Source organism: Pseudorhodoplanes sinuspersici (genome assembly GCF_002119765.1).
Classification (GTDB): domain Bacteria; phylum Pseudomonadota; class Alphaproteobacteria; order Rhizobiales; family Xanthobacteraceae; genus Pseudorhodoplanes; species Pseudorhodoplanes sinuspersici.
Map to the genome: position 1 here is coordinate 661,769 of NZ_CP021112.1, position 17,640 is coordinate 679,408.

General features: G+C 58.6%; 13 protein-coding genes. 7 read left to right on the forward strand and 6 right to left on the reverse strand.

From position 1 onward, the window contains the following. The first annotated feature begins 1 nt into the window (after window position 1). Window positions 2-238, forward strand: coding sequence for a UxaA family hydrolase (locus CAK95_RS30385; RefSeq protein WP_086086581.1), 237 nt, complete (start codon window positions 2-4; stop codon window positions 236-238). A gap of 405 nt (window positions 239-643) precedes the next feature. Here the strand turns inward: CAK95_RS30385 and CAK95_RS03360 are convergent, their stop codons facing one another. Beyond that, window positions 644-1,672: a YeiH family protein gene (locus CAK95_RS03360; RefSeq protein WP_086086583.1), complete on the reverse strand. Its 1,029-nt coding sequence runs from the start codon at window positions 1,670-1,672 to the stop codon at window positions 644-646. A 100-nt stretch (window positions 1,673-1,772) separates the two neighbouring features. On the opposite strand from CAK95_RS03360, the gene CAK95_RS03365 reads away from it, so the two are divergent. Both CAK95_RS03365 and CAK95_RS03370 read left to right on the forward strand, forming a co-directional pair. Beyond that, entirely contained in the window at window positions 1,773-2,675 is a 903-nt protein-coding gene (locus CAK95_RS03365; RefSeq protein ID WP_086086584.1) for a LysR family transcriptional regulator, read from the forward strand. Between the two features lie 793 nt (window positions 2,676-3,468). Next, window positions 3,469-8,454, forward strand: a complete 4,986-nt coding sequence (locus tag CAK95_RS03370; protein WP_086086585.1) for an NACHT domain-containing protein — start codon at window positions 3,469-3,471, stop codon at window positions 8,452-8,454. 279 nt (window positions 8,455-8,733) lie between these two features. Here the strand turns inward: CAK95_RS03370 and CAK95_RS03375 are convergent, their stop codons facing one another. Further along, window positions 8,734-9,780 carry a LysR family transcriptional regulator gene (locus CAK95_RS03375; RefSeq protein WP_342587987.1) on the reverse strand — a complete coding sequence of 349 codons (1,047 nt, stop codon included), beginning with the start codon at window positions 9,778-9,780 and terminating at the stop codon, window positions 8,734-8,736. A 281-nt stretch (window positions 9,781-10,061) separates the two neighbouring features. Between CAK95_RS03375 and CAK95_RS03380 the strand changes: the two genes are divergently transcribed. The 4 genes from CAK95_RS03380 (at window position 10,062) to CAK95_RS03395 (ending at window position 14,721) form a co-directional block, all read left to right on the forward strand. After that, on the forward strand, window positions 10,062-10,742 hold the full coding sequence (locus CAK95_RS03380) for a hydrolase (protein WP_086086587.1): 681 nt from the start codon (window positions 10,062-10,064) through the stop codon (window positions 10,740-10,742). A 63-nt stretch (window positions 10,743-10,805) separates the two neighbouring features. Next, complete coding sequence (locus CAK95_RS03385; protein WP_198343799.1) at window positions 10,806-12,431, forward strand: MFS transporter; 1,626 nt, start codon at window positions 10,806-10,808, stop codon at window positions 12,429-12,431. A 73-nt stretch (window positions 12,432-12,504) separates the two neighbouring features. After that, the gene (locus CAK95_RS03390) at window positions 12,505-12,804 is read left to right on the forward strand and encodes a XapX domain-containing protein (protein ID WP_086086589.1); all 300 of its coding nucleotides are present in this window, start codon (window positions 12,505-12,507) and stop codon (window positions 12,802-12,804) included. 27 nt (window positions 12,805-12,831) lie between these two features. Next, window positions 12,832-14,721 (forward strand): amidohydrolase, encoded by a 1,890-nt coding sequence (locus tag CAK95_RS03395; protein WP_086086591.1) that lies wholly within the window; start codon window positions 12,832-12,834, stop codon window positions 14,719-14,721. Window positions 14,722-15,137: 416 nt separating this feature from the next. Here the strand turns inward: CAK95_RS03395 and CAK95_RS03400 are convergent, their stop codons facing one another. The 4 genes from CAK95_RS03400 to CAK95_RS03415 are packed head-to-tail and all read right to left on the reverse strand — an operon-like array spanning window position 15,138 to window position 17,506. Beyond that, window positions 15,138-15,548 (reverse strand): hypothetical protein, encoded by a 411-nt coding sequence (locus CAK95_RS03400; protein WP_086086593.1) that lies wholly within the window; start codon window positions 15,546-15,548, stop codon window positions 15,138-15,140. Continuing rightward, on the reverse strand, window positions 15,545-16,876 hold the full coding sequence (locus CAK95_RS03405; RefSeq protein ID WP_086086594.1) for a recombinase family protein: 1,332 nt from the start codon (window positions 16,874-16,876) through the stop codon (window positions 15,545-15,547). Before CAK95_RS03405 ends, CAK95_RS03400 begins: the two co-directional genes overlap by 4 nt. Then, window positions 16,876-17,316 carry a DUF2924 domain-containing protein gene (locus CAK95_RS03410; protein ID WP_086086596.1) on the reverse strand — a complete coding sequence of 147 codons (441 nt, stop codon included), beginning with the start codon at window positions 17,314-17,316 and terminating at the stop codon, window positions 16,876-16,878. The genes CAK95_RS03405 and CAK95_RS03410 overlap by 1 nt, the downstream gene beginning before the upstream one ends. Next, a complete protein-coding gene (locus CAK95_RS03415) occupies window positions 17,309-17,506 on the reverse strand; it encodes a hypothetical protein (RefSeq protein ID WP_086086598.1) in 198 nt (65 codons plus the stop codon). Before CAK95_RS03415 ends, CAK95_RS03410 begins: the two co-directional genes overlap by 8 nt. Between the last annotated feature and the right edge of the window lie 134 nt (window positions 17,507-17,640).

Sequence of the window (17,640 nt, forward strand, 5' to 3'; positions counted from 1 at the left end):
AATGGCGAAAACCGGCACGCGAGCTATTAGGGGCGTCATCGGTTACGGCGAGGCGCCGAAAGGACCGGGCGTCTGGATGATGGATGCACCGGCGGCGGCGGTCGAGAACATTACTGCGCCGGCCGCCGGAGGAGCGCAATTCATATGCTTTGTGACCGGCTCGGGCAATCCTTCGAGACATCCGGTTGCGCCGACGATCAAGATATCCGCCAATCCGGATACCGTCAGGCAGCGCTAGCCATCGCAGACGTCAGCAAGAAAGTGTGCAATGGCGTCCCGACGGCGGCTGAAAACCTCGGTTATCTTGAGACAAACATCAGTTGGTTTGGTCCATCCTTATGATGAATGCCGGCATGCCCTTTGTAGTGCAAGACGCCTACGGTAAGACGTATACTATTTAGCGGAATAATATGGCACAAAATGCGTCGAGAGATAATGGTCGAGCCGCCCGCTGGGTCAATCGAAGGTGGGCGCCATGGTTGGTTCTTTTGTTATTTTCGATCGCGATAGTTACAGCTCGATATTTGCGTGCTCGATGAACTGTTACTGCTTTTTGCCCGACTGAAGCGTCTCCGGCGTTACAGCACAAATCCGGCAGTCGTGCGTCACGGCACAATCGGAAGGCTGAAAGCCGATGACGGATTCACGCCACCCAGTTTGCCAGCATTACCAGACCAAGGCTGAGCCCAACAATCAGGACCGTACCAAGCGCACCGAGCGCCAGCGGTCGCACTCCTTTCGCCTTCAGCCGGCTCACATGCGCCTGCAGTCCGAGTGCGGCCAGCGCCAGCGCCAGGAGGAATGTGGTGATGCTCATGAGGCTGGCGCGAATGTCGGCCGGAATGGAAACAACGCTGTTTAACGCCGCGGCGGCGATGAAACCGAGCACGAATAGCGGAACGACCGGAGGCGCCGCGTCTTCATTCCCAGCCGATCTACGCCGGTGCAGCCGCAAACCCACGACCAACACCAACGGAGCCAGCATCATGACCCGAGTCAGTTTCACGATGATTCCGGTTTCACCGGCCACATTGCCGTACTGAAAGGTGGCGCCGGTTACCTGCGCCACCTCGTGGATGGAGACACCCGCCCATATTCCGAACGCGCGTTCAGGGAGACCGAGTGTGTGTCCGGCGGCGGGCAGCAGAAACATCAAAATTGTACCAAATACGGTCACCGCTGCCATCGCATAGGTCACGTCCTCCTCGCTCGCTTGATTTACAGTGCTCATCGCGGCCACCGCCGAGGCGCCACAGATCGAAGTTCCAGCAGCAATGAGACCGGCGAGCCGTGCGTCGACGCCGAGTAGCGGCCCCATCCAAGCGACTGCAATAAAGGTTATTGCGACCACACAGGTCGCAATCACAAAGCCGTCGAGACCGATTGCAAGAAGCTGCGTGGCGCTGAGCTGAAGCCCCAACAGCACGATCGCGAGCCGAAGGATGCGTCGGCCGGCGAAGCCTATTCCCGGCAGGCACCGCGGCGGCGGGTGATAAAGGTGGCCCAGGGCCACTCCTATCAGCACCGCAAGCATCAGCGGCGAAAACATGGACAGGCCCGGAAGAAGTCGAAGCAGCATGGCTAGGACTGCGACAGCAACGACTATAGCGAGCCCGGGAAGCAGCCTTCCGAATGCGCTGCGTCCATCGAATAGCGTCAACACAGCGTCCATAAGCGGGAATTCCTATTCCAGAACCGGAATACGAGTATTAAGGCTTAACGGTCCAACCGATAATTCTTGTTAAATTGATCGCCGTATCCGATCATTTGACATGACCCTCGATCAACTCCGGATCTTCGTTGGCGTCGCCGAGCGCGAACACATGACGCGCGCCGCCGAGGCGCTGCGGCTGACCCAGTCCGCCGTCAGCGGTGCGATTAGCGCGCTGGAAAACAGGCATGGCGTGGTCCTGTTTCATCGGATCGGCCGCAGGGTCGAGCTGACACAAGACGGCCGCATCTTTCTTGAAGAAGCGCGCGCGGTCCTGAGATCGGCGGCCTCCGCCGAACAGTCATTAAGGGAACTGCGCGGGCTGAAGCGCGGCGCGATCAAAATCCACGCAAGCCAGACAACGGCGAGCTATTGGCTCCCGGAGCGCCTTGCCCACTTTAGGGCGCGCCATCCCGATATCATGATAAACGTCACGATCGGGAACACGACGCAGGTGGTCTCCGCCATTGTTAACGGAGCGGCCGAAATTGGATTTGTCGAAGATACCGTCCAGCTTGACGACCTCATAGCATGGCCAGTCCATCAGGACCGGCTCACCATCGTCGTCCATGCAAAGCATCCCTGGGCCAAGCTGCGGCGCCGTCTCGAAGCCGCAGAAATCGGCGCGGCTGAATGGGTCATGCGCGAGCGGGGCTCGGGCACCCGCTCTGTTTTCGAGGACGCTTTGCGGCAAGACGGCATAAAGCCGGAGCTGCTCCGCATCTGCCTCGAGCTTCCTTCCAATGAAGCTGTACGGGCCGCGGTCGAGGCCGGGGCCGGCGCGACCGCGATGTCGCACGCCGTGGTCAGATCGGGGCTGGCTTCCGGACAGCTGAGTGCGGTGCAATTCCGGGCGATAGAGCGCTCGTTCAGCGCGCTCATGCATCGTGAACGGCGCGCGAGCCTTGCATTGCGTGAGTTCATTGAGGAACTTTCGCCAATGCAACCTCCTTCGTCGTCATGATGAAACGTTCTTCTCCCCTCCACTACGACCTTCTACGCTGGGATGCGCCTCGCGGTAGGGACGACGATTGCTCGCCGCCCCCCCCCCCCCGCACAGAACCCGGCGAACGGAATTACCGCACCGGGCTCCCACCTTGGGACGTAACGCTGAACCGCACGTCTGGGAGCGGATGCCGGATGCGCGCGGATGCGTTTGACGCAATCAAGCCGGCACTCGACCAAGACAAGCTAAGTAGCTAAAAAACCTGGTGAAAAATAGAGAATGTTCGCTGCGGGTTCCTCTCCCTCCGCCATAGCCCTAAAAGCCTCGTTCTCTGCTCTTTGCGGCGGCCCTCAGGGAATGCTGAAACGCGGCACTTTTCGCAATACCTCAGCACTCCGAAGCAGGCGAATCGCTCAAATTCATTCTCCGACGGGCGATATTCTCTCAACCTGTGAACTTGCTAGGAAAGTATTGAGGTTCGGGGCACTGCGAAATCAATGGCTTGCCGAGGCGAACAAGAAGAACGGTTGGAATCTCTGTCGGGGAGGAATAGTTGCCGAACTTTGGCAACAACCGCCTTCTCTTCCCCCTGGTCCCGCAGCGTTGGACCACATCCGCCATTTTCCGTGAAAGCTTTTCGCTCAGCCAACTGGGCCGCCTCGCTTTAGAGACGGAAGCGCGCTCGCTTCGCGTAGCGAGATAGAACCTGAATTGCCCGCTCCCTGCCGCGGGATATTTCAATTTTTGCTGGCATCCACTCTAAAGGGCCTTCATTTTGATCGCGTGACTGGGTGCACGTGGTCAACGTCTCATGGCGAAAAAGAAGAAAAGCGTGGGTGGAAGGAAGACGCGTGCGCGCGCTGCGAAGGCAGCGCCGCGACGAGCGCAGTCATCGCCCACACCGACGCCAACCGAAAACCCGCCTTGGATTATGGCCGAGCCGACTGGCACAGGCCCCAATCCACCTGTGCTACCTCGGGCCGCTTCCCTGCCCTTTCTCGAACTTGGCTGGGAGAATTTTGAACGTCTTTGCTATCGGCTGGCGCAGAAGGCGGGTAAGGTCGAAAAGGTCTGGGCATACGGCAGCCAAGGTCACGAGCAGCTCGGAATTGATGTACTCGTGCGGATGACGGACGGCTCGTACGAAACCTGGCAGAGCAAACGGCACCAAGCCTTCCACCAAGCGCAGCTCACGGCGGCGGTCAATCATTTCCTTAAAGGCAATTGGGCAAACAAGGCGAAGAAGTTTACCCTCGCTGTTGCCTGCAATGGCACGAGTCCGCCCCTCATCGATGCGATCGAAAAGGCGCGCGACAAACTCGCAGCGCGTGGGATCACATTCGAGCCCCTCTTCGAACGAGAGCTTTCCGAAAAGCTCAAGACCGAAGCAGAGATCGTGGATGATTTGTTTGGTCGGCCATGGCTTGAACGATTTTGCGCTGCTGAACACATCGCTGCTTTGGCGGACCGGATATCACGGGTCGATATCAATTCGCTGCGCATGCGGCTTCGCTCGCTGTACACGGCCTGGATCGGCATCGTTGATCCCGGTCTGCCATTGGTCGGCCAGATTGGGGCCGAAACGCCCTCGCCAGAACTTTCAAAACGCTATGTCCTGCCTGAGGTGATCCTTCCGCTAGGGCTGGCAGCGGACGAACGAATTCCCACCGAGGGACCGCAGGCAACACCAGGACCGCCTGCGCAGAACAGCAAACAAACGCCCTCTACCGCTCAGAGCGATAGGGCGCCGCCAGCCCGGCCAGCTCCTCTGCGGCCAACTGAGCGGCGGACTTCCGTCAATCAGCTTTTGGGCGAGGTTAGCCGCGTGGTGATCTCCGCTGACGCTGGAGCTGGCAAGACCACGTTGCTCCGCTACCTCGCTCTTCAGCTGTTGTCCGACACATCGGACTTGCAGGCCATCAACGAACGATTTGCAGGATATGTACCTGTCTGGGTACCTTTCGCCTTGTGGGCCAGAATGTCCGAGGGCAAGGACCGTCCTCCCCCATTGGAGGATGTCGTGCATGGATTCGTTGATGCACTGAACGAGTGCGATGTCGCCAACGCCATGCGGCGTGCGCTGAAATCCGCAAAGGTTGTTCTACTGGTTGACGGCCTTGATGAAACGCGCAACCAGGCTATAGCGGATACGCTGCTGGTTTCATTGTCGGTGTTCGCCGAAACCAAGGCGGCGCCCGTGCTTGCGACATCGCGACCCCACGGCGTCCGTGCGTTTAGCGGCATTGGCACGTGGTCACGTGCACAACTTGCGCCGCTCTCTGATGCGCAGAGATCGGAACTGGCATTGCTCTGGTATCGCATTTTGGAGCGGCAAGAACTCGGCCCCCGCGCAGAGCAGAAAACAGTAGAGCGCCAGGCGAAGAACCGGGCGGATGCCTTTACAAAAGCCCTGCTGCAAAGTCTCGGAATTGGGAGCCTTTCGCGTACCCCACTATTCCTGCTGTCGCTGCTTAAGCTGCACCGGCTGGGCCGCGATCTGCCGCGCAACCGCTTTGATGCAAGCCAGGAGATCGTTCAGCAGCTCATCGACGAGCAACCCAAGCGGCGGGCCAAGGATGCGATGAAAACGGAGCTTGCCCAAAGTCCACGTCACCGGGACCGCTTGTTGGAAGATTTTGCTTTTGGACTTCATGCCGGAGAGTTGCGTGGAAGCGTTGCGGATGGCGCGTTCGAGAAAGATGCCATTGCGCGGGCCACCTCGCTCGTCATGGCGCGTAACGGCAACGCCGACCGCGCCTTGGCGGAGGAACAGGCTCGGTCCATCTTTTTATTCAACGAAGAAGTTGCCGGACTGCTCGTCAAGAAGGCGACGAACAATGTCGGCTTCCTTCATCGGTCGCTGCAGGAATATTTTGCCGGAGCCCATCTGTCCCAGAAGTCACTAGAAGACCGGGCCGCGTTTATCACCGCCCATGCATCGCAATCGGCCTGGAAAGAACCGATCCTCTATCTGCTCTACCTAACACGCAATGAGCAGGAAGTTGAAAGGCTACTCGAAGCGGTCGAACAGGCCCCTGCGTCTGACATTTTAGGCGTGGCAGCACGCGATGCGTTGCTGACGGAAGCGGCGTTTGCTGATTTTGAACATGATCTTCCAAAAGTACGCGCTCTCGCCAAGCGCTTTTTTGACGAGACGGAGCTTGATGCATCGGGCGCGCGCCAGCACAGCCTGGTCTCCGCTGTGGTGGACGGGCTGTTCTCACAATCCGTATCTGCTCAGTGCGCCGACAAGCTTGCGGAGTGGATACCCGACTATCACGGTTGGAGCCGACAAGCGGCCGTGCTTGCCATGCGGCAATGGGACGAGGGAATGCGGCCAGCCTGCATTCCGGTACTGCTGCGGATATTGGCGGGTGATTTGGATAATGTCGCGCGTGCCGCTGCCCAGGTGATCGCCGAATTCTGTAAAGGCGACGACGAAATCAAAAAGACCTTGCTGCGGCTGTTTCACCAGCCCCGGTCTATTGAAACGATGCATGCAGCATTCATCGCATTGGGACTCGGCTGGGCCGGGGACGACGATGTAGCGGCCCTGGCATTGGAACTGCGCCATGTGGCTCTTGCCGGACTGAGAATTGATGCGATTCGTGTCCGCGCTCAGCGAAACGAGGCCGATTTAAACGATCTCAATATCTTCGCCGGAGTTGCTTACAAAGACGATAATTTCTCGTCCGAGATCTACGCGCGCGATCTCGTCGAATATTTTTCTGCACGACATAAGAACGAGCTGCTCGCGCATATCGAGTCAGCACTGACAGGCGAGAATCGGGGCCGCAAACAAGTTGCGCTGCTGGGCGCATTGATCCTGGTTGACCCCTCTCACCGCCTGGTGGAGCCCACCCTTCGTGCCATCGCGTCGGAAGACTGGTCGTTCAATGAAGTCTTTGGACGCTCAAACATCCCTCTCGAGCGCGTGACCTTCTCACCGAAATTAACGCGCATCGTTGAAGAGCGGATGCGGCAGGACAAACATCACGATTATAATTGGTACTGGGTCAGCAAGGTCCTGCGTCTTCCGTCGCTGAAAGCACGGATGATTGAGTCAATGAAATCCGGCAAAGGACTCTCCTTCTGGTCTTCCGGTGGACTGGCCAAATTCTGGGGTAAAGATGATCCAGAGGTAGTGGCGGCCTTTCACGGAGTGTTGGACGGATCGCCGACCGCCGTCGCAGAGGCCGCCGAAGCGCTGCCGGCCATCATCGATGATTCCGATCTGGTCCGCGCGGCGATATTGAAAGCGTTGCATGCAAAGCCGAAGGACACACGCTTTTTGGTGCGGGGCTTACGGCTTCTAGGACTTTCCGAGGATGAAGAGGCTTTCAAAGCGGCATGGGAGGCAGGGGATCCGGCAAAGCGCCTCCTGTATGATAATAGTTGGAGGGAGGAGCTGTTTCTTACGTTCGGCTCGCGCCCCGAAGTACGGGAATTGGCCCGCAAGGAACTCCGCCTCCGCGATGGAGAGATCGGCGCCGTTGCAACGGCCTATGCCGACGATGCTGAGATGTGCGGTCTGATCTTGAAAGTGCTTGCGCCACTGCCAGAAACCACGCGTCTCGCCTCAATTCCAGCCATAAGCGCTGCGGCCACGTCGGATGCAGAGGCTTTCTCGATCCTCACCCAGTCGCGGTTTGACACAGACGGAGCCACTTCGGGTGAGGCCGTAATGGCCTGGACGGAAGTATGCGTTGCTCGCGGAGAATTTGGCCCTGACCATCTCAAATTCCTGGTCGACGAGTTGGACGCCGTTGGACCGGAGTTCTCGCATCGCCGCGCTGCCGGCATTGCTGGAATTGCCATCGCCGACAGGCTTGACGCTTTCGCACCCCTAAAGGACCATAGCGGCAAGCCGGTGAATGTGGACGTAGGATCTCTCGTCGCACTGGACAAGAGCGATCGTTACATCAAACGCATTCTGCCGCGATGGGATCGCGCCATAGCTGTATTTGGAAGTGAAGACGATGCACTGACTCGATTTCAAATCGCACCCGAAACCACGCTGCCAACTCTTGACCCGGGCACGCCGAATGCTAAGCGCCTTTTCGCGCTACTTTACGGTTCGACTGATCCGCAGCTTCGGCTCGACACGAAGCTAGGTGCGCTTCGACGCTTCGCTCCTGAAGGCACGGAGATGCGGAGTTTGATTGAACCGCTTATTCGCACTGGCTCAACGTACGGGCAATGGCTCAGCAACAGGGATCGCTGGCCATCCCATATGGCAGCGGAGATCTTCGCTGAGCATTTCGCGCATAGCGATTTGTATCAAATTGCGATCGACCAGGTGACGGCCGACCCAGAAAGCGCCTGCGCCGTGGCGGCTCTCGCGGAGACAGTGCTGCGGGAGCACGACGCAGCGGTTGAGAATCTGCTCGAAACCCAGACGATAAATAAAGAATATGATCTAGTGACGGTGATACGCCTTACTGCGGCCATAGGTAACATCGCAGCCATGCTTGAAGACGTGCTCAGGTATGATCCGGAGGAGATCAATGCTCTGAATTGCGGCTATTGGGTTCCTGCAGTGATTCGCAGGATTGAAACCGATGATGCCGTTGTTGATGAGCTCATCGCAGCGTCGCAACGCGCTCCGTCCGCATCGGCCCGTTTGTCTGAACTCACCCTGCTCGCCCGCGGCTGCAAGGACACCGCCAAAATCCAGCCCGTTTTGGAAAGCGCGTTGCAGACATATGAGAGCGGTCTTGTGCCGACGCTTGCCTATGATGTCACAGCAGAGTCCTATCTAGTAGCGGCTCAAGCAATCCGTCAGTTGTTGATGTAATTATCCGGCGCTGGTGACACGGACCATGTTACGCTTGCGGTCACGCAGCAGTGTAGCCCCCAAGAAGCGCAGGCTGCTCTCTCACTTGCCAAACTTCTCTATGACGATGCGCGGCGCTCTCGAGGTCTGATGCGCGGTGACAAAAAAATGGAATTTGCTCGTACCAGTGAAAATTGGTCAACGCAGCTAAAGCAAATGGATATGTTCCATAATGGAGGTTCCGCGAATATCCGCGCGAGATCCGCTTTAAACCCAAGCGGACATTGACCTGATTTCGGCTCAAGCTGCCGGCAACCGATACGTCGCAACGAACCAATAATATTGACCCAAGGCGTGGGTGCCATAAGCATGAAAACCCAGTGCTCGATCGCCGTAATCTCCTGCTGACCAACAGTGGTCGGATTCAACTTCCTTGGTTGCCGTACGGAGCGCCCTTGGTGTCACATCGTGCAAATCTCTCGACAAGAAAATCGATAAACGCGCGAACCTTGGGGGGACGTAACGGGTCTGCGGATAGAGCGCATAGATCGACATTTCCGGCGCATGATACTTGCTCAGAACGCGCCGAAGGCTGCCGTCCTGCAACTGCGGCTCGATAATGAACAGAGGGAGCAGCGCTATTCCACGTCCGCTCATAGCAGCATCGCGTAGGATTTCACCGTTATTCGAGCATAAGGTCCATGGTGCATTGAAAGAGTATTCTTCATGCTTGGCGATCAGCTTCCATTGCAGACCTGTGGCCAGATATCCGTAACTCAGGCATTCATGATCGCGCAGTTCTTTTGGGTGTTTCGGAGTGCCTGCCCGTTTCAGGTAATCCGGCGATGCGCAAAGGACACGCGGCGCCGCCACGATTTTACGACCAATGAGACTGGATGCCGGCAAATCGGCGATACGAATCGTGAGATCGAAGCCTTCCTGCACGGTGTCGAGTTGTTGGTCGCTCAGCATCAACTCGACCTGAATTTCGGAATAGCGGTCCATGAAAACACCGATCGCGGGTCCGAGATGAAGCGTGCCGAATGACATCGGTGCGTTGACGCGCAGAAGCCCCTTCGGCTCGATCTGGTGTCGCGAGACGACGAGCTCGGCCTCCTCGATTTCGGACAGGATGGCAAGGCAGCGCTCGTAATAGCGCTGACCGTGATCGGTAGCGCTGACGCTGCGGGTTGTGCGGTTGAGCAACTGCGCTCCCAGATCGACCTCGAGGTCGATGACATATTTGCTCACGGCCGACCGTGAGAGACGCATGTCGCGCGCCGCTTCCGAGAAACTGCCGTGGGTGACGACCTTGGTGAAGGCCAGCATGCTTGTCAGCTTATCCATGCCGAATATCCGATCCGCTTGAGCCGACGGCGGCGCCACCGGCCCGTTTTATTGTCCTCATATCGGATACAATATATCGACAATTATGGATATTGTCTGCTTTTTATGGCGGCTGTAAATTAGCGACATGGTGACGGAAACGGTTGCCGCACGCGGAAAGGGATCGGGCAGAAACTCAGCGGACGCACCAAACTCGATGTCGAGCTTGCATGCGGTCGGTCGTTTCGACGCGTCCTCGCCTTCCTCAAAAAAGATTTACACGCATCACGCAGGAGCTGACCATGTCCGGATTTCTCGACGTTCTCACGCCTCAGAACTCCCAATTGATCTTTATCGACCAGCAACCGCAAATGGCGTTTGGTGTGCAGTCGATCGATCGCCAGACGCTGAAGAACAATGTCGTTGGCCTGGCCAAGGCTGCGAAAGTCTTCAATGTCCCAACGACGATTACGACCGTCGAGACGGAAAGCTTTTCCGGTAACACATATCCAGAATTGCTCGCGGTCTTCCCCGAGAACAAGCTGCTCGAGCGGACGTCGATGAATTCCTGGGACGACCAGAATGTCCGCGATGCGCTGGCGGCCAATGGCCGCAAGAAGATCGTGGTGTCAGGTTTGTGGACCGAAGTTTGCAACATCACGTTTGCACTCTGCGCCATGAAGGAAGGCGGCTATGAGATCTACATGGTGGCCGACGCTTCCGGGGGCACATCTCCCGACGCGCATAAATACGCCATGGACCGCATGGTGCAGGCCGGTGTCGTTCCGGTGACGTGGCAACAGGTGATGCTTGAATGGCAGCGCGATTGGGCGCGCAAGGAAACCTACGACAACGTGATCAGGATCGTGCAGGAACATTCGGGCGCCTACGGCATGGGTGTCGATTATGCCTATACGATGGTTCACAAGGCACCGGAGCGCGTCAAGCACGGTGCGCGCATCGGGCCGAAGCCGGCGAAGTGAATGAATGGAAGACGATTGCCAGCGGCGGTTTATGCCGCTGGTTCATTTGACGAGTGAGCGACGATGACCAGTCCCGAAGGAAACAAGACGACGATGACGGAGGGCTCCGCGCTCGATCCGCTTCGACATCCGGTATTCGCTGCATTGTGGATCGCAACCGTGGTGTCAAATATCGGCACATGGATGCAGAATGCGGCGGCCGGCTGGCTGATGGCGGGCCTAACGCAGGACGCCTTCATCGTCTCGCTGGTGCAGGTGGCCACCATGCTGCCGGTGGTTCTGTTGGGATTGCCGGCCGGTGCGCTGGCCGACATCGTCAATAGGCGCAAACTCCTGCTTTCGGTAAACGTCGCGCTGACGGTGATTGTTGCCGCCCTGGGTTTTCTCGTCTGGCTTGACTGGGTGACACCAACGATCCTGCTGATCTTTACATTTCTTGTCGGTGCCGCTTCCGCGCTGATTGCGCCGGCCTGGCAGTCCATCGTTCCCTCGCTCGTGCCGCGCGAGGATCTGCAGGCGGCGGTCTCGCTCAACAGCGTCGGCATCAATATCAGCCGCGCGGTGGGGCCGGCGCTGGCCGGCGTCATCATTGGCGTTTCGGGTCTGGCGGCGCCGTTCTGGCTCAATGCGCTCAGCACGCTGGGCGTCATCGCCGTCCTTCTGTGGTGGCGGCCGGCTGACGGTGTGGAACATTCTCTCCCACCCGAGCGATTTCACTCGGCGCTGGGGGTCGGCTGGCGTCATGCCCGCCATAATCGTCACCTGACGGCGACCTTGATGCGTGCTGCTGGTTTTTTTGTTTTCGCCAGCGCCTATTGGGCCTTGCTGCCGCTTGTGGCGCGTGACCAGATTGCCAGCGGGCCGCAGCTTTATGGATTGCTGCTTGGCACGATCGGTGTTGGTGCGGTCGGCGGCGCCTTCCTATTGCCGAAGCTCAAGGCGGCTCTTGGTCCCAACAATCTCGTGGCCGCTGCATCGGCCGGCACGGCGCTCGCACTGTTATTTTTCGGGCTGGCGCGTTCTCCTGTGGTCGGCCTGACGGCTGCGCTGATTGCCGGTGTGTCGTGGATCGCGGTCCTGGCACCGCTCAATGTCTCTGCGCAGGTGGCATTGCCGGCCTGGGTGAAGGGGCGTGGTCTTGCGATATTTGCCACCGTCCAGTTCGGCGCGATGACGCTCGGCAGCGCGTTCTGGGGCCAATTCGCCAAGCTGACCAGCCTTCCCGTCGCTCACTTTGTCGCTGCCGCGAGCACGCTCGTCATGATCCCGCTGCTCGCGCGTTGGAAGCTGCAGACCGGCGCGGCTGTCGATCTTACCCCATCGATGCATTGGCCCGCGCCGGTGATATCCCGCGAGGTCGAGGATGACCACGGTCCCGTTCAGGTCATCATCGAATACACGATCGCGCCCGAAGATCGTGAAGCGTTCCTCGCCACGATTCACGAATTCGGACCGGAGCGATTGCGCGACGGCGCTTATGGCTGGGATATCTTTGAAGATGCGGCGCAGCCCGGCCGTATGGTCGAGACTTTCTTCATCCCCTCCTGGCTCGAGCATCAGCGTCAGCACCATCGCGTCACATCGGCCGATCGGGATGTGCAAGGGCGTCTGCTTGCGTTCCACAAGGGCTCGTCGCCACCCGTGGTGCAGCATCTGATTGCGGCGCGTTCAAAGAAGAACACGCGGTGACGCCTTGCGGTTTCGTACACCCGGGAGGATTCCATCGCCGCAGTCTCGAACAACGACAATGTGAGGTGTTGCCATGAAACTCTATCTCACGTCGCTGGCCGCAGGACTTCTTGTCGGAATCATCTATGCGCTGATCAATGTCCGCTCGCCGGCGCCGCCCGTTGTCGCGCTGATCGGACTGTTCGGAATCCTCATCGGCGAGCAATTGCCGCCGCTCGTCAAAGGCTTCTTTCAACAGAAGTCGGCCGGCCATTCCTGGTTGCATCATCAGGTGCGGCCGCACATGTTCGGACACATGCCCGGTGGACAGGGCGCTTTGAATACCGAGCTGGCGCAGTCGGACAGCATCGACGAGCCGGCGCAACCGCATTGATTTTCTGAAAAGGAAGAGTAACGCATCATGACGTCCGCCAACGTCCCCGACCTTATCCTGCACAATGGTGTCATCACCACGCTGGACAGGACCAATCCCGTGGCCAGCGCCGTGGCCATCAAGGACGGCCGATTTATTGCCGTCGACGAGAACCGCGAGATCATGGCGCTCGCCGGATCCGGCACAAGGATTATCGATCTCAGGGGCAAGCGCGTCCTGCCGGGGTTGATCGACAATCACACCCACGTCGTGCGCGGCGGTCTCAACTTCAACATGGAGCTGCGCTGGGACGGCGTGCGTTCGCTGGCCGATGCGATGAACATGCTCAAGCACCAGGTGGCGATCACGCCGCCGCCGCAATGGGTGCGTGTGGTCGGTGGCTTCACCGAACATCAGTTCGCCGAGAAGCGCTTGCCGATGCTCGACGAGATCAATGCGATCGCACCGGACACGCCGGTCTTTCTCCTGCACCTGTACGATCGCGCGCTGCTCAATGCAGCGGCCTTGCGTGCCGTCGGCTATACGAAGGACACGCCCAATCCGCCCGGTGGTGAAATCGTGCACAATGCCGATGGCAATCCGACCGGGCTTTTGCTCGCCAAGCCTAATGCCGGTATCCTTTACGCAACTCTGGCCAAAGGGCCGAAACTTCCGTTCGATTATCAAGTCAATTCCACGCGTCACTTCATGCGCGAGCTCAACCGGCTCGGCGTGACTGGCGTCATCGATGCCGGCGGCGGCTTTCAGAATTATCCAGAAGATTACGCGGTCATCCAGAAGCTCGCCGAAGATGGCCAGATGAGCGTGCGGCTGGCCTATAATCTGTTCACCCAAAAGCCGAAGCAGGAGAAGGAGGATTTCCTCAACTGGACCGCGTCGGTGAAATACAAACAGGGCAATGACTATTTCCGGCACAACGGCGCGGGCGAGATGCTGGTTTTCTCTGCCGCGGATTTCGAGGATTTTCGCGAGCCGCGTCCCGACATGCCGCCGGAAATGGAAGGCGAACTCGAGGCCGTGGTGCGGATCCTCGCTGAAAATCGCTGGCCATGGCGGCTGCACGCAACATATGACCATACTATCTCGCGGGCACTCGATGTGTTCGAGACGGTCAACCGGGATATCCCGCTCACCGGCCTCAACTGGTTCTTCGATCACGCCGAGACCATCTCGGATCAATCGATCGACCGTGTCGCAGCACTCGGCGGCGGCATCGCCGTCCAGCACCGCATGGCCTATCAGGGCGAATACTTTGTCGAACGCTACGGGCATCGCGCCGCGGAAGCGACCCCGCCCATCGCGCGTATGCTTGAAAAGGGCATCAAGGTTTCGGCCGGCACCGATGCGACGCGTGTTGCCTCCTATAACCCTTGGATCTCACTGTCGTGGATGATCACCGGCCGGACAGTCGGTGGCATGAGCATCTATCCGCGCCGCAATTGCCTTGATCGTGAGACGGCATTGCGCATGTGGACGGAGAATGTCACCTGGTTTTCGAACGACGAGGGCGAGAGAGGACGTATCGAGAAGGGCCAGTTCGCAGACCTTATTGTGCCGGACAAGGACTTCTTCTCATGCGCTGAGGACGAGATCTCCTTCCTGACCTCCGACCTGACTATGGTCGGCGGCAGGATCGTCTATGGCGCCGGCGATTTTGCTGCGCTCGATGAAAACCCCGTTCCTCCGGCAATGCCGGATTGGTCGCCGGTGCGGACCTTCAAAGGCTATGCAGGATGGGGAGAACCGGAGGTCGCGGGGAAAAATTCGCTGCATCGGATGGCCGCTGCCTCGTGCGGTTGCGCCAATTTTTGCGGTGTGCATGGCCACGATCACGCCGATGCATGGACATCGGGATTGCCGGTCTCAGACGTCAAAAGCTTCTGGGGAGCGCTCGGCTGTGCCTGCTGGGCTGTGTGAGATTGCTTCACACTGCCCTCCGGCGCCCTTAATGCGATGACCCGCGAACACCTTCAGGACGAGCTTCTAGAGATCTGGCAACGCACGAAGCTGAAGATATCTTCGTCACGCACTCCATCGAGGAGACGGTTACCTGTCGGATCGCGTTATCGTTATGACACCGTGGCCCGGACGCATCAAAAGCGGGCATTCCTTTACCCCAGGGCGCAACCCCGCAATGCCACCACCACCGCCGATTTCAACGACGCGCGGCGCCTTGCTGGCAGGATATCTGCACAGCCATCTCAAACGAGACGTGAATACTGCTTACCGGCCCAAGTCGTACTCGAATGAAAGGATGACCACTCGCGACTCTGGAACTTTGGCACACGACCGCTATTGGCACTAGGCGGACATTAGTGTTCCATCGTATGTACTTAGTCCGACAATTCGCAATTCTGGCGAGCCCATTCGGCAGGTAGCGGCCTTAAGAGACGTCTGAGCTGCAACTTATTTTTCTGCTTTCCATTCAGGATCTGCTCGACAATATCAGGTGCGAGCAAGGTCAGCCGGAACAGCCGGCAGGCGTAGGATTGGTTGATCTTCTCAGCTTTCGCTAGCTCAGTGATCGAGGAATACTCACCGGTCTCAATCAATCGCCGCCAACGATGTGCTCGAGCAATGGCCTTGACGAGGGCGTTGTCATATTTCGGGGGCGGTGGTGCATGAGTCACCGGACTGAGGATCGTCTTCCGCCCTCCCCGTCGCTCGAACCGCATCGGTACCGTAACGGTAATGGTCTTGGGCAGGCCATGTCGCGGGTCGGGTTGATTTCTGGCTCTGCTCATGCCGCCTCACTTCGGCTTGCGGAGGGCTTCAGCTCAGCGAGTAGGCTAGTCAGTCCCTCCACCTTCAGAACAACATCGGCGCCGTGCTCATGGACGACGACACGCCCGACTAGAAGCTGAACGATGCGAGCCTGCTCCGCCGGAAACAGTTCGGCCCAGAGTTGGTCAAAGTTATCCAGCGCATCCTCCACCTGGCGCTCGGCAATTTTCGGATTGGTCTTTCTCGCTTCTCGCCATGTGGCGACAATGATCTCGGGGCTTTGCAACAGACGGCGGACCTGATCAATCACCGCAGCCTCAATCTCAGCGGCGGGGATCCGCCCAATGGCACAGGTTTCGGCACCGGTTTTAAGGACTCTGTTCGATATATAGTAGCGATAGAGCCGTCCCGCCTTCCGAGTGTGGGTGGGCGTCATGGCCGCACCATTGGAGGCGAAAATCAGCCCCTTGAGGAGCGCAGGTGTCCTGGCCCGGCTCGCCCCGCCCCGCTTTCTGGGACTCTCCTGCAGGACATCATGAACTGCATCCCACAGCTTGCGATCGATAATCGCTTCATGCTCGCCGGGATGCGGCGTGCCCTTGTGAACGGCGTCTCCGATATACACGCGGTTATTAAGAAGCTTGTAGAGATAGCCCTTGTCGATCAGCTTGCCGTACTTGTTACGTGCGTTTTCCTTGGCGAGTTCGCGCACAAGACTGGTACCAGATTTGAAACTGGCGAAGCGTTTGAAAATTGAGCGGACGAGCCTCGCCTCAGCCTCATTGACAATCAGCTTGCGGTCTTTGACATCGTAGCCAAGCGGCGTCCATCCTCCCATCCAGATCCCCTTCTTGCGAGAGGCGGCGACCTTGTCGCGGATGCGCTCACCAATCACCTCGCGTTCGAATTGGGCAAAGGACAAAAGGACATTGAGCGTCAGTCGCCCCATGGAGGTGGTGGTGTTGAAGGACTGGGTCACCGAGACGAAGGTGACGCTGTGCCGCTCAAACACCTCGACCAGTCTGGCGAAATCCATCAGCGAGCGACTAAGCCGATCGATCTTGTAGACCACGACAACATCGACGCGTCCCGCTTCAATATCTGCCAAAAGGCGTTTGAGTGCCGGCCGTTCCAACGTGCCGCCCGAGACACCGCCATCGTCGTAATAGTCCGGCACCAAGGTCCAGCCTTCGGCGCGCTGGCTGGCGATATAGGCTTCACAGGCCTCCCGCTGCGCATCGAGGCTGTTGAACTCCTGCTCCAACCCTTCTTCACTCGACTTGCGGGTATAGGCCGCGCAGCGCAGACGGCGCTTTGCAGGTGCTGGCTCGGGTGGCCTCTTCCTCATCAGGCCGCGCCTTTCTGGTTCTTGAGGCCGAAGAAGACGAGGCCATTCCAGCGGGTGCCAGTGATGGCCCGGGCAATCGCTGACAGCGACTTGTAGGGCCTCCCCTGATACTCGAAGCCCTCGTCGCGCACCGTGACCTGGTGCTCAACACCCTTCCATTCCCGGATGAGGCGCGTCCCGGAGATCGGCCGGTTTTCGATGCGACGGCGACGGGACAGCTTGCCGTCAAGTTCATCGGCCAGAGCGTCCAGCCGCTCAACTGTCTCCGGGTTCAGCCCGCCGTAGGCCAACTCCTGAATGCGATAGCCCAGCCGGTGTTCGAGGAAACGCCGGTTGTAGGGCGGCGGCTCGGTGTCGAACAACTCGCGCCAGCGAGCCTTCAGGGCCGCTATAGGGGCGGTTTTTAGGGCGGCCAATTGCGCCAGCACCGGGTCAGCCATCCGTCTCTCTCCCATTCACGGGGTTCGGATGACCGCTCTGCTTGGGCGAGAAGTCGAGCGAACTTTCTCCAACAGCGGCAAGTTTTGCACTGGACTTCCGGGCCGCCAGACGCATCAGGCCGGCGGCCACAATCTCCGCGATTTCGGTAATCCGCCTGTGTGTGTCAGGGCTGTCCACATCGATATTCATGGACGCAGGCTGACTGCAAATTTCCAATTGTCGAGAGGTCACAGATGTTTAGCGAAGACAAAGGTAGCCAGGCGTAGAGGCTGCAGCTCCATGGAAATTGCGGAAGCAACTTTAAGAGTGCCTTACCTGAGCGA

Excerpts from the sequence above, each read along its gene's own strand:
- CAK95_RS30385 (WP_086086581.1), top strand. The coding sequence starts at position 2 with ATGGCGAAAACCGGCACGCGAGCTATTAGGGGCGTCATCGGTTACGGC.
- CAK95_RS03360 (WP_086086583.1), bottom strand. The coding sequence starts at position 1,672 with ATGGACGCTGTGTTGACGCTATTCGATGGACGCAGCGCATTCGGAAGG.
- CAK95_RS03365 (WP_086086584.1), top strand. The coding sequence starts at position 1,773 with ATGACCCTCGATCAACTCCGGATCTTCGTTGGCGTCGCCGAGCGCGAA.
- CAK95_RS03370 (WP_086086585.1), top strand. The coding sequence starts at position 3,469 with ATGGCGAAAAAGAAGAAAAGCGTGGGTGGAAGGAAGACGCGTGCGCGC.
- CAK95_RS03375 (WP_342587987.1), bottom strand. The coding sequence starts at position 9,780 with ATGGATAAGCTGACAAGCATGCTGGCCTTCACCAAGGTCGTCACCCAC.
- CAK95_RS03380 (WP_086086587.1), top strand. The coding sequence starts at position 10,062 with ATGTCCGGATTTCTCGACGTTCTCACGCCTCAGAACTCCCAATTGATC.
- CAK95_RS03385 (WP_198343799.1), top strand. The coding sequence starts at position 10,806 with ATGACCAGTCCCGAAGGAAACAAGACGACGATGACGGAGGGCTCCGCG.
- CAK95_RS03390 (WP_086086589.1), top strand. The coding sequence starts at position 12,505 with ATGAAACTCTATCTCACGTCGCTGGCCGCAGGACTTCTTGTCGGAATC.
- CAK95_RS03395 (WP_086086591.1), top strand. The coding sequence starts at position 12,832 with ATGACGTCCGCCAACGTCCCCGACCTTATCCTGCACAATGGTGTCATC.
- CAK95_RS03400 (WP_086086593.1), bottom strand. The coding sequence starts at position 15,548 with ATGAGCAGAGCCAGAAATCAACCCGACCCGCGACATGGCCTGCCCAAG.
- CAK95_RS03405 (WP_086086594.1), bottom strand. The coding sequence starts at position 16,876 with ATGAGGAAGAGGCCACCCGAGCCAGCACCTGCAAAGCGCCGTCTGCGC.
- CAK95_RS03410 (WP_086086596.1), bottom strand. The coding sequence starts at position 17,316 with ATGGCTGACCCGGTGCTGGCGCAATTGGCCGCCCTAAAAACCGCCCCT.
- CAK95_RS03415 (WP_086086598.1), bottom strand. The coding sequence starts at position 17,506 with ATGAATATCGATGTGGACAGCCCTGACACACACAGGCGGATTACCGAA.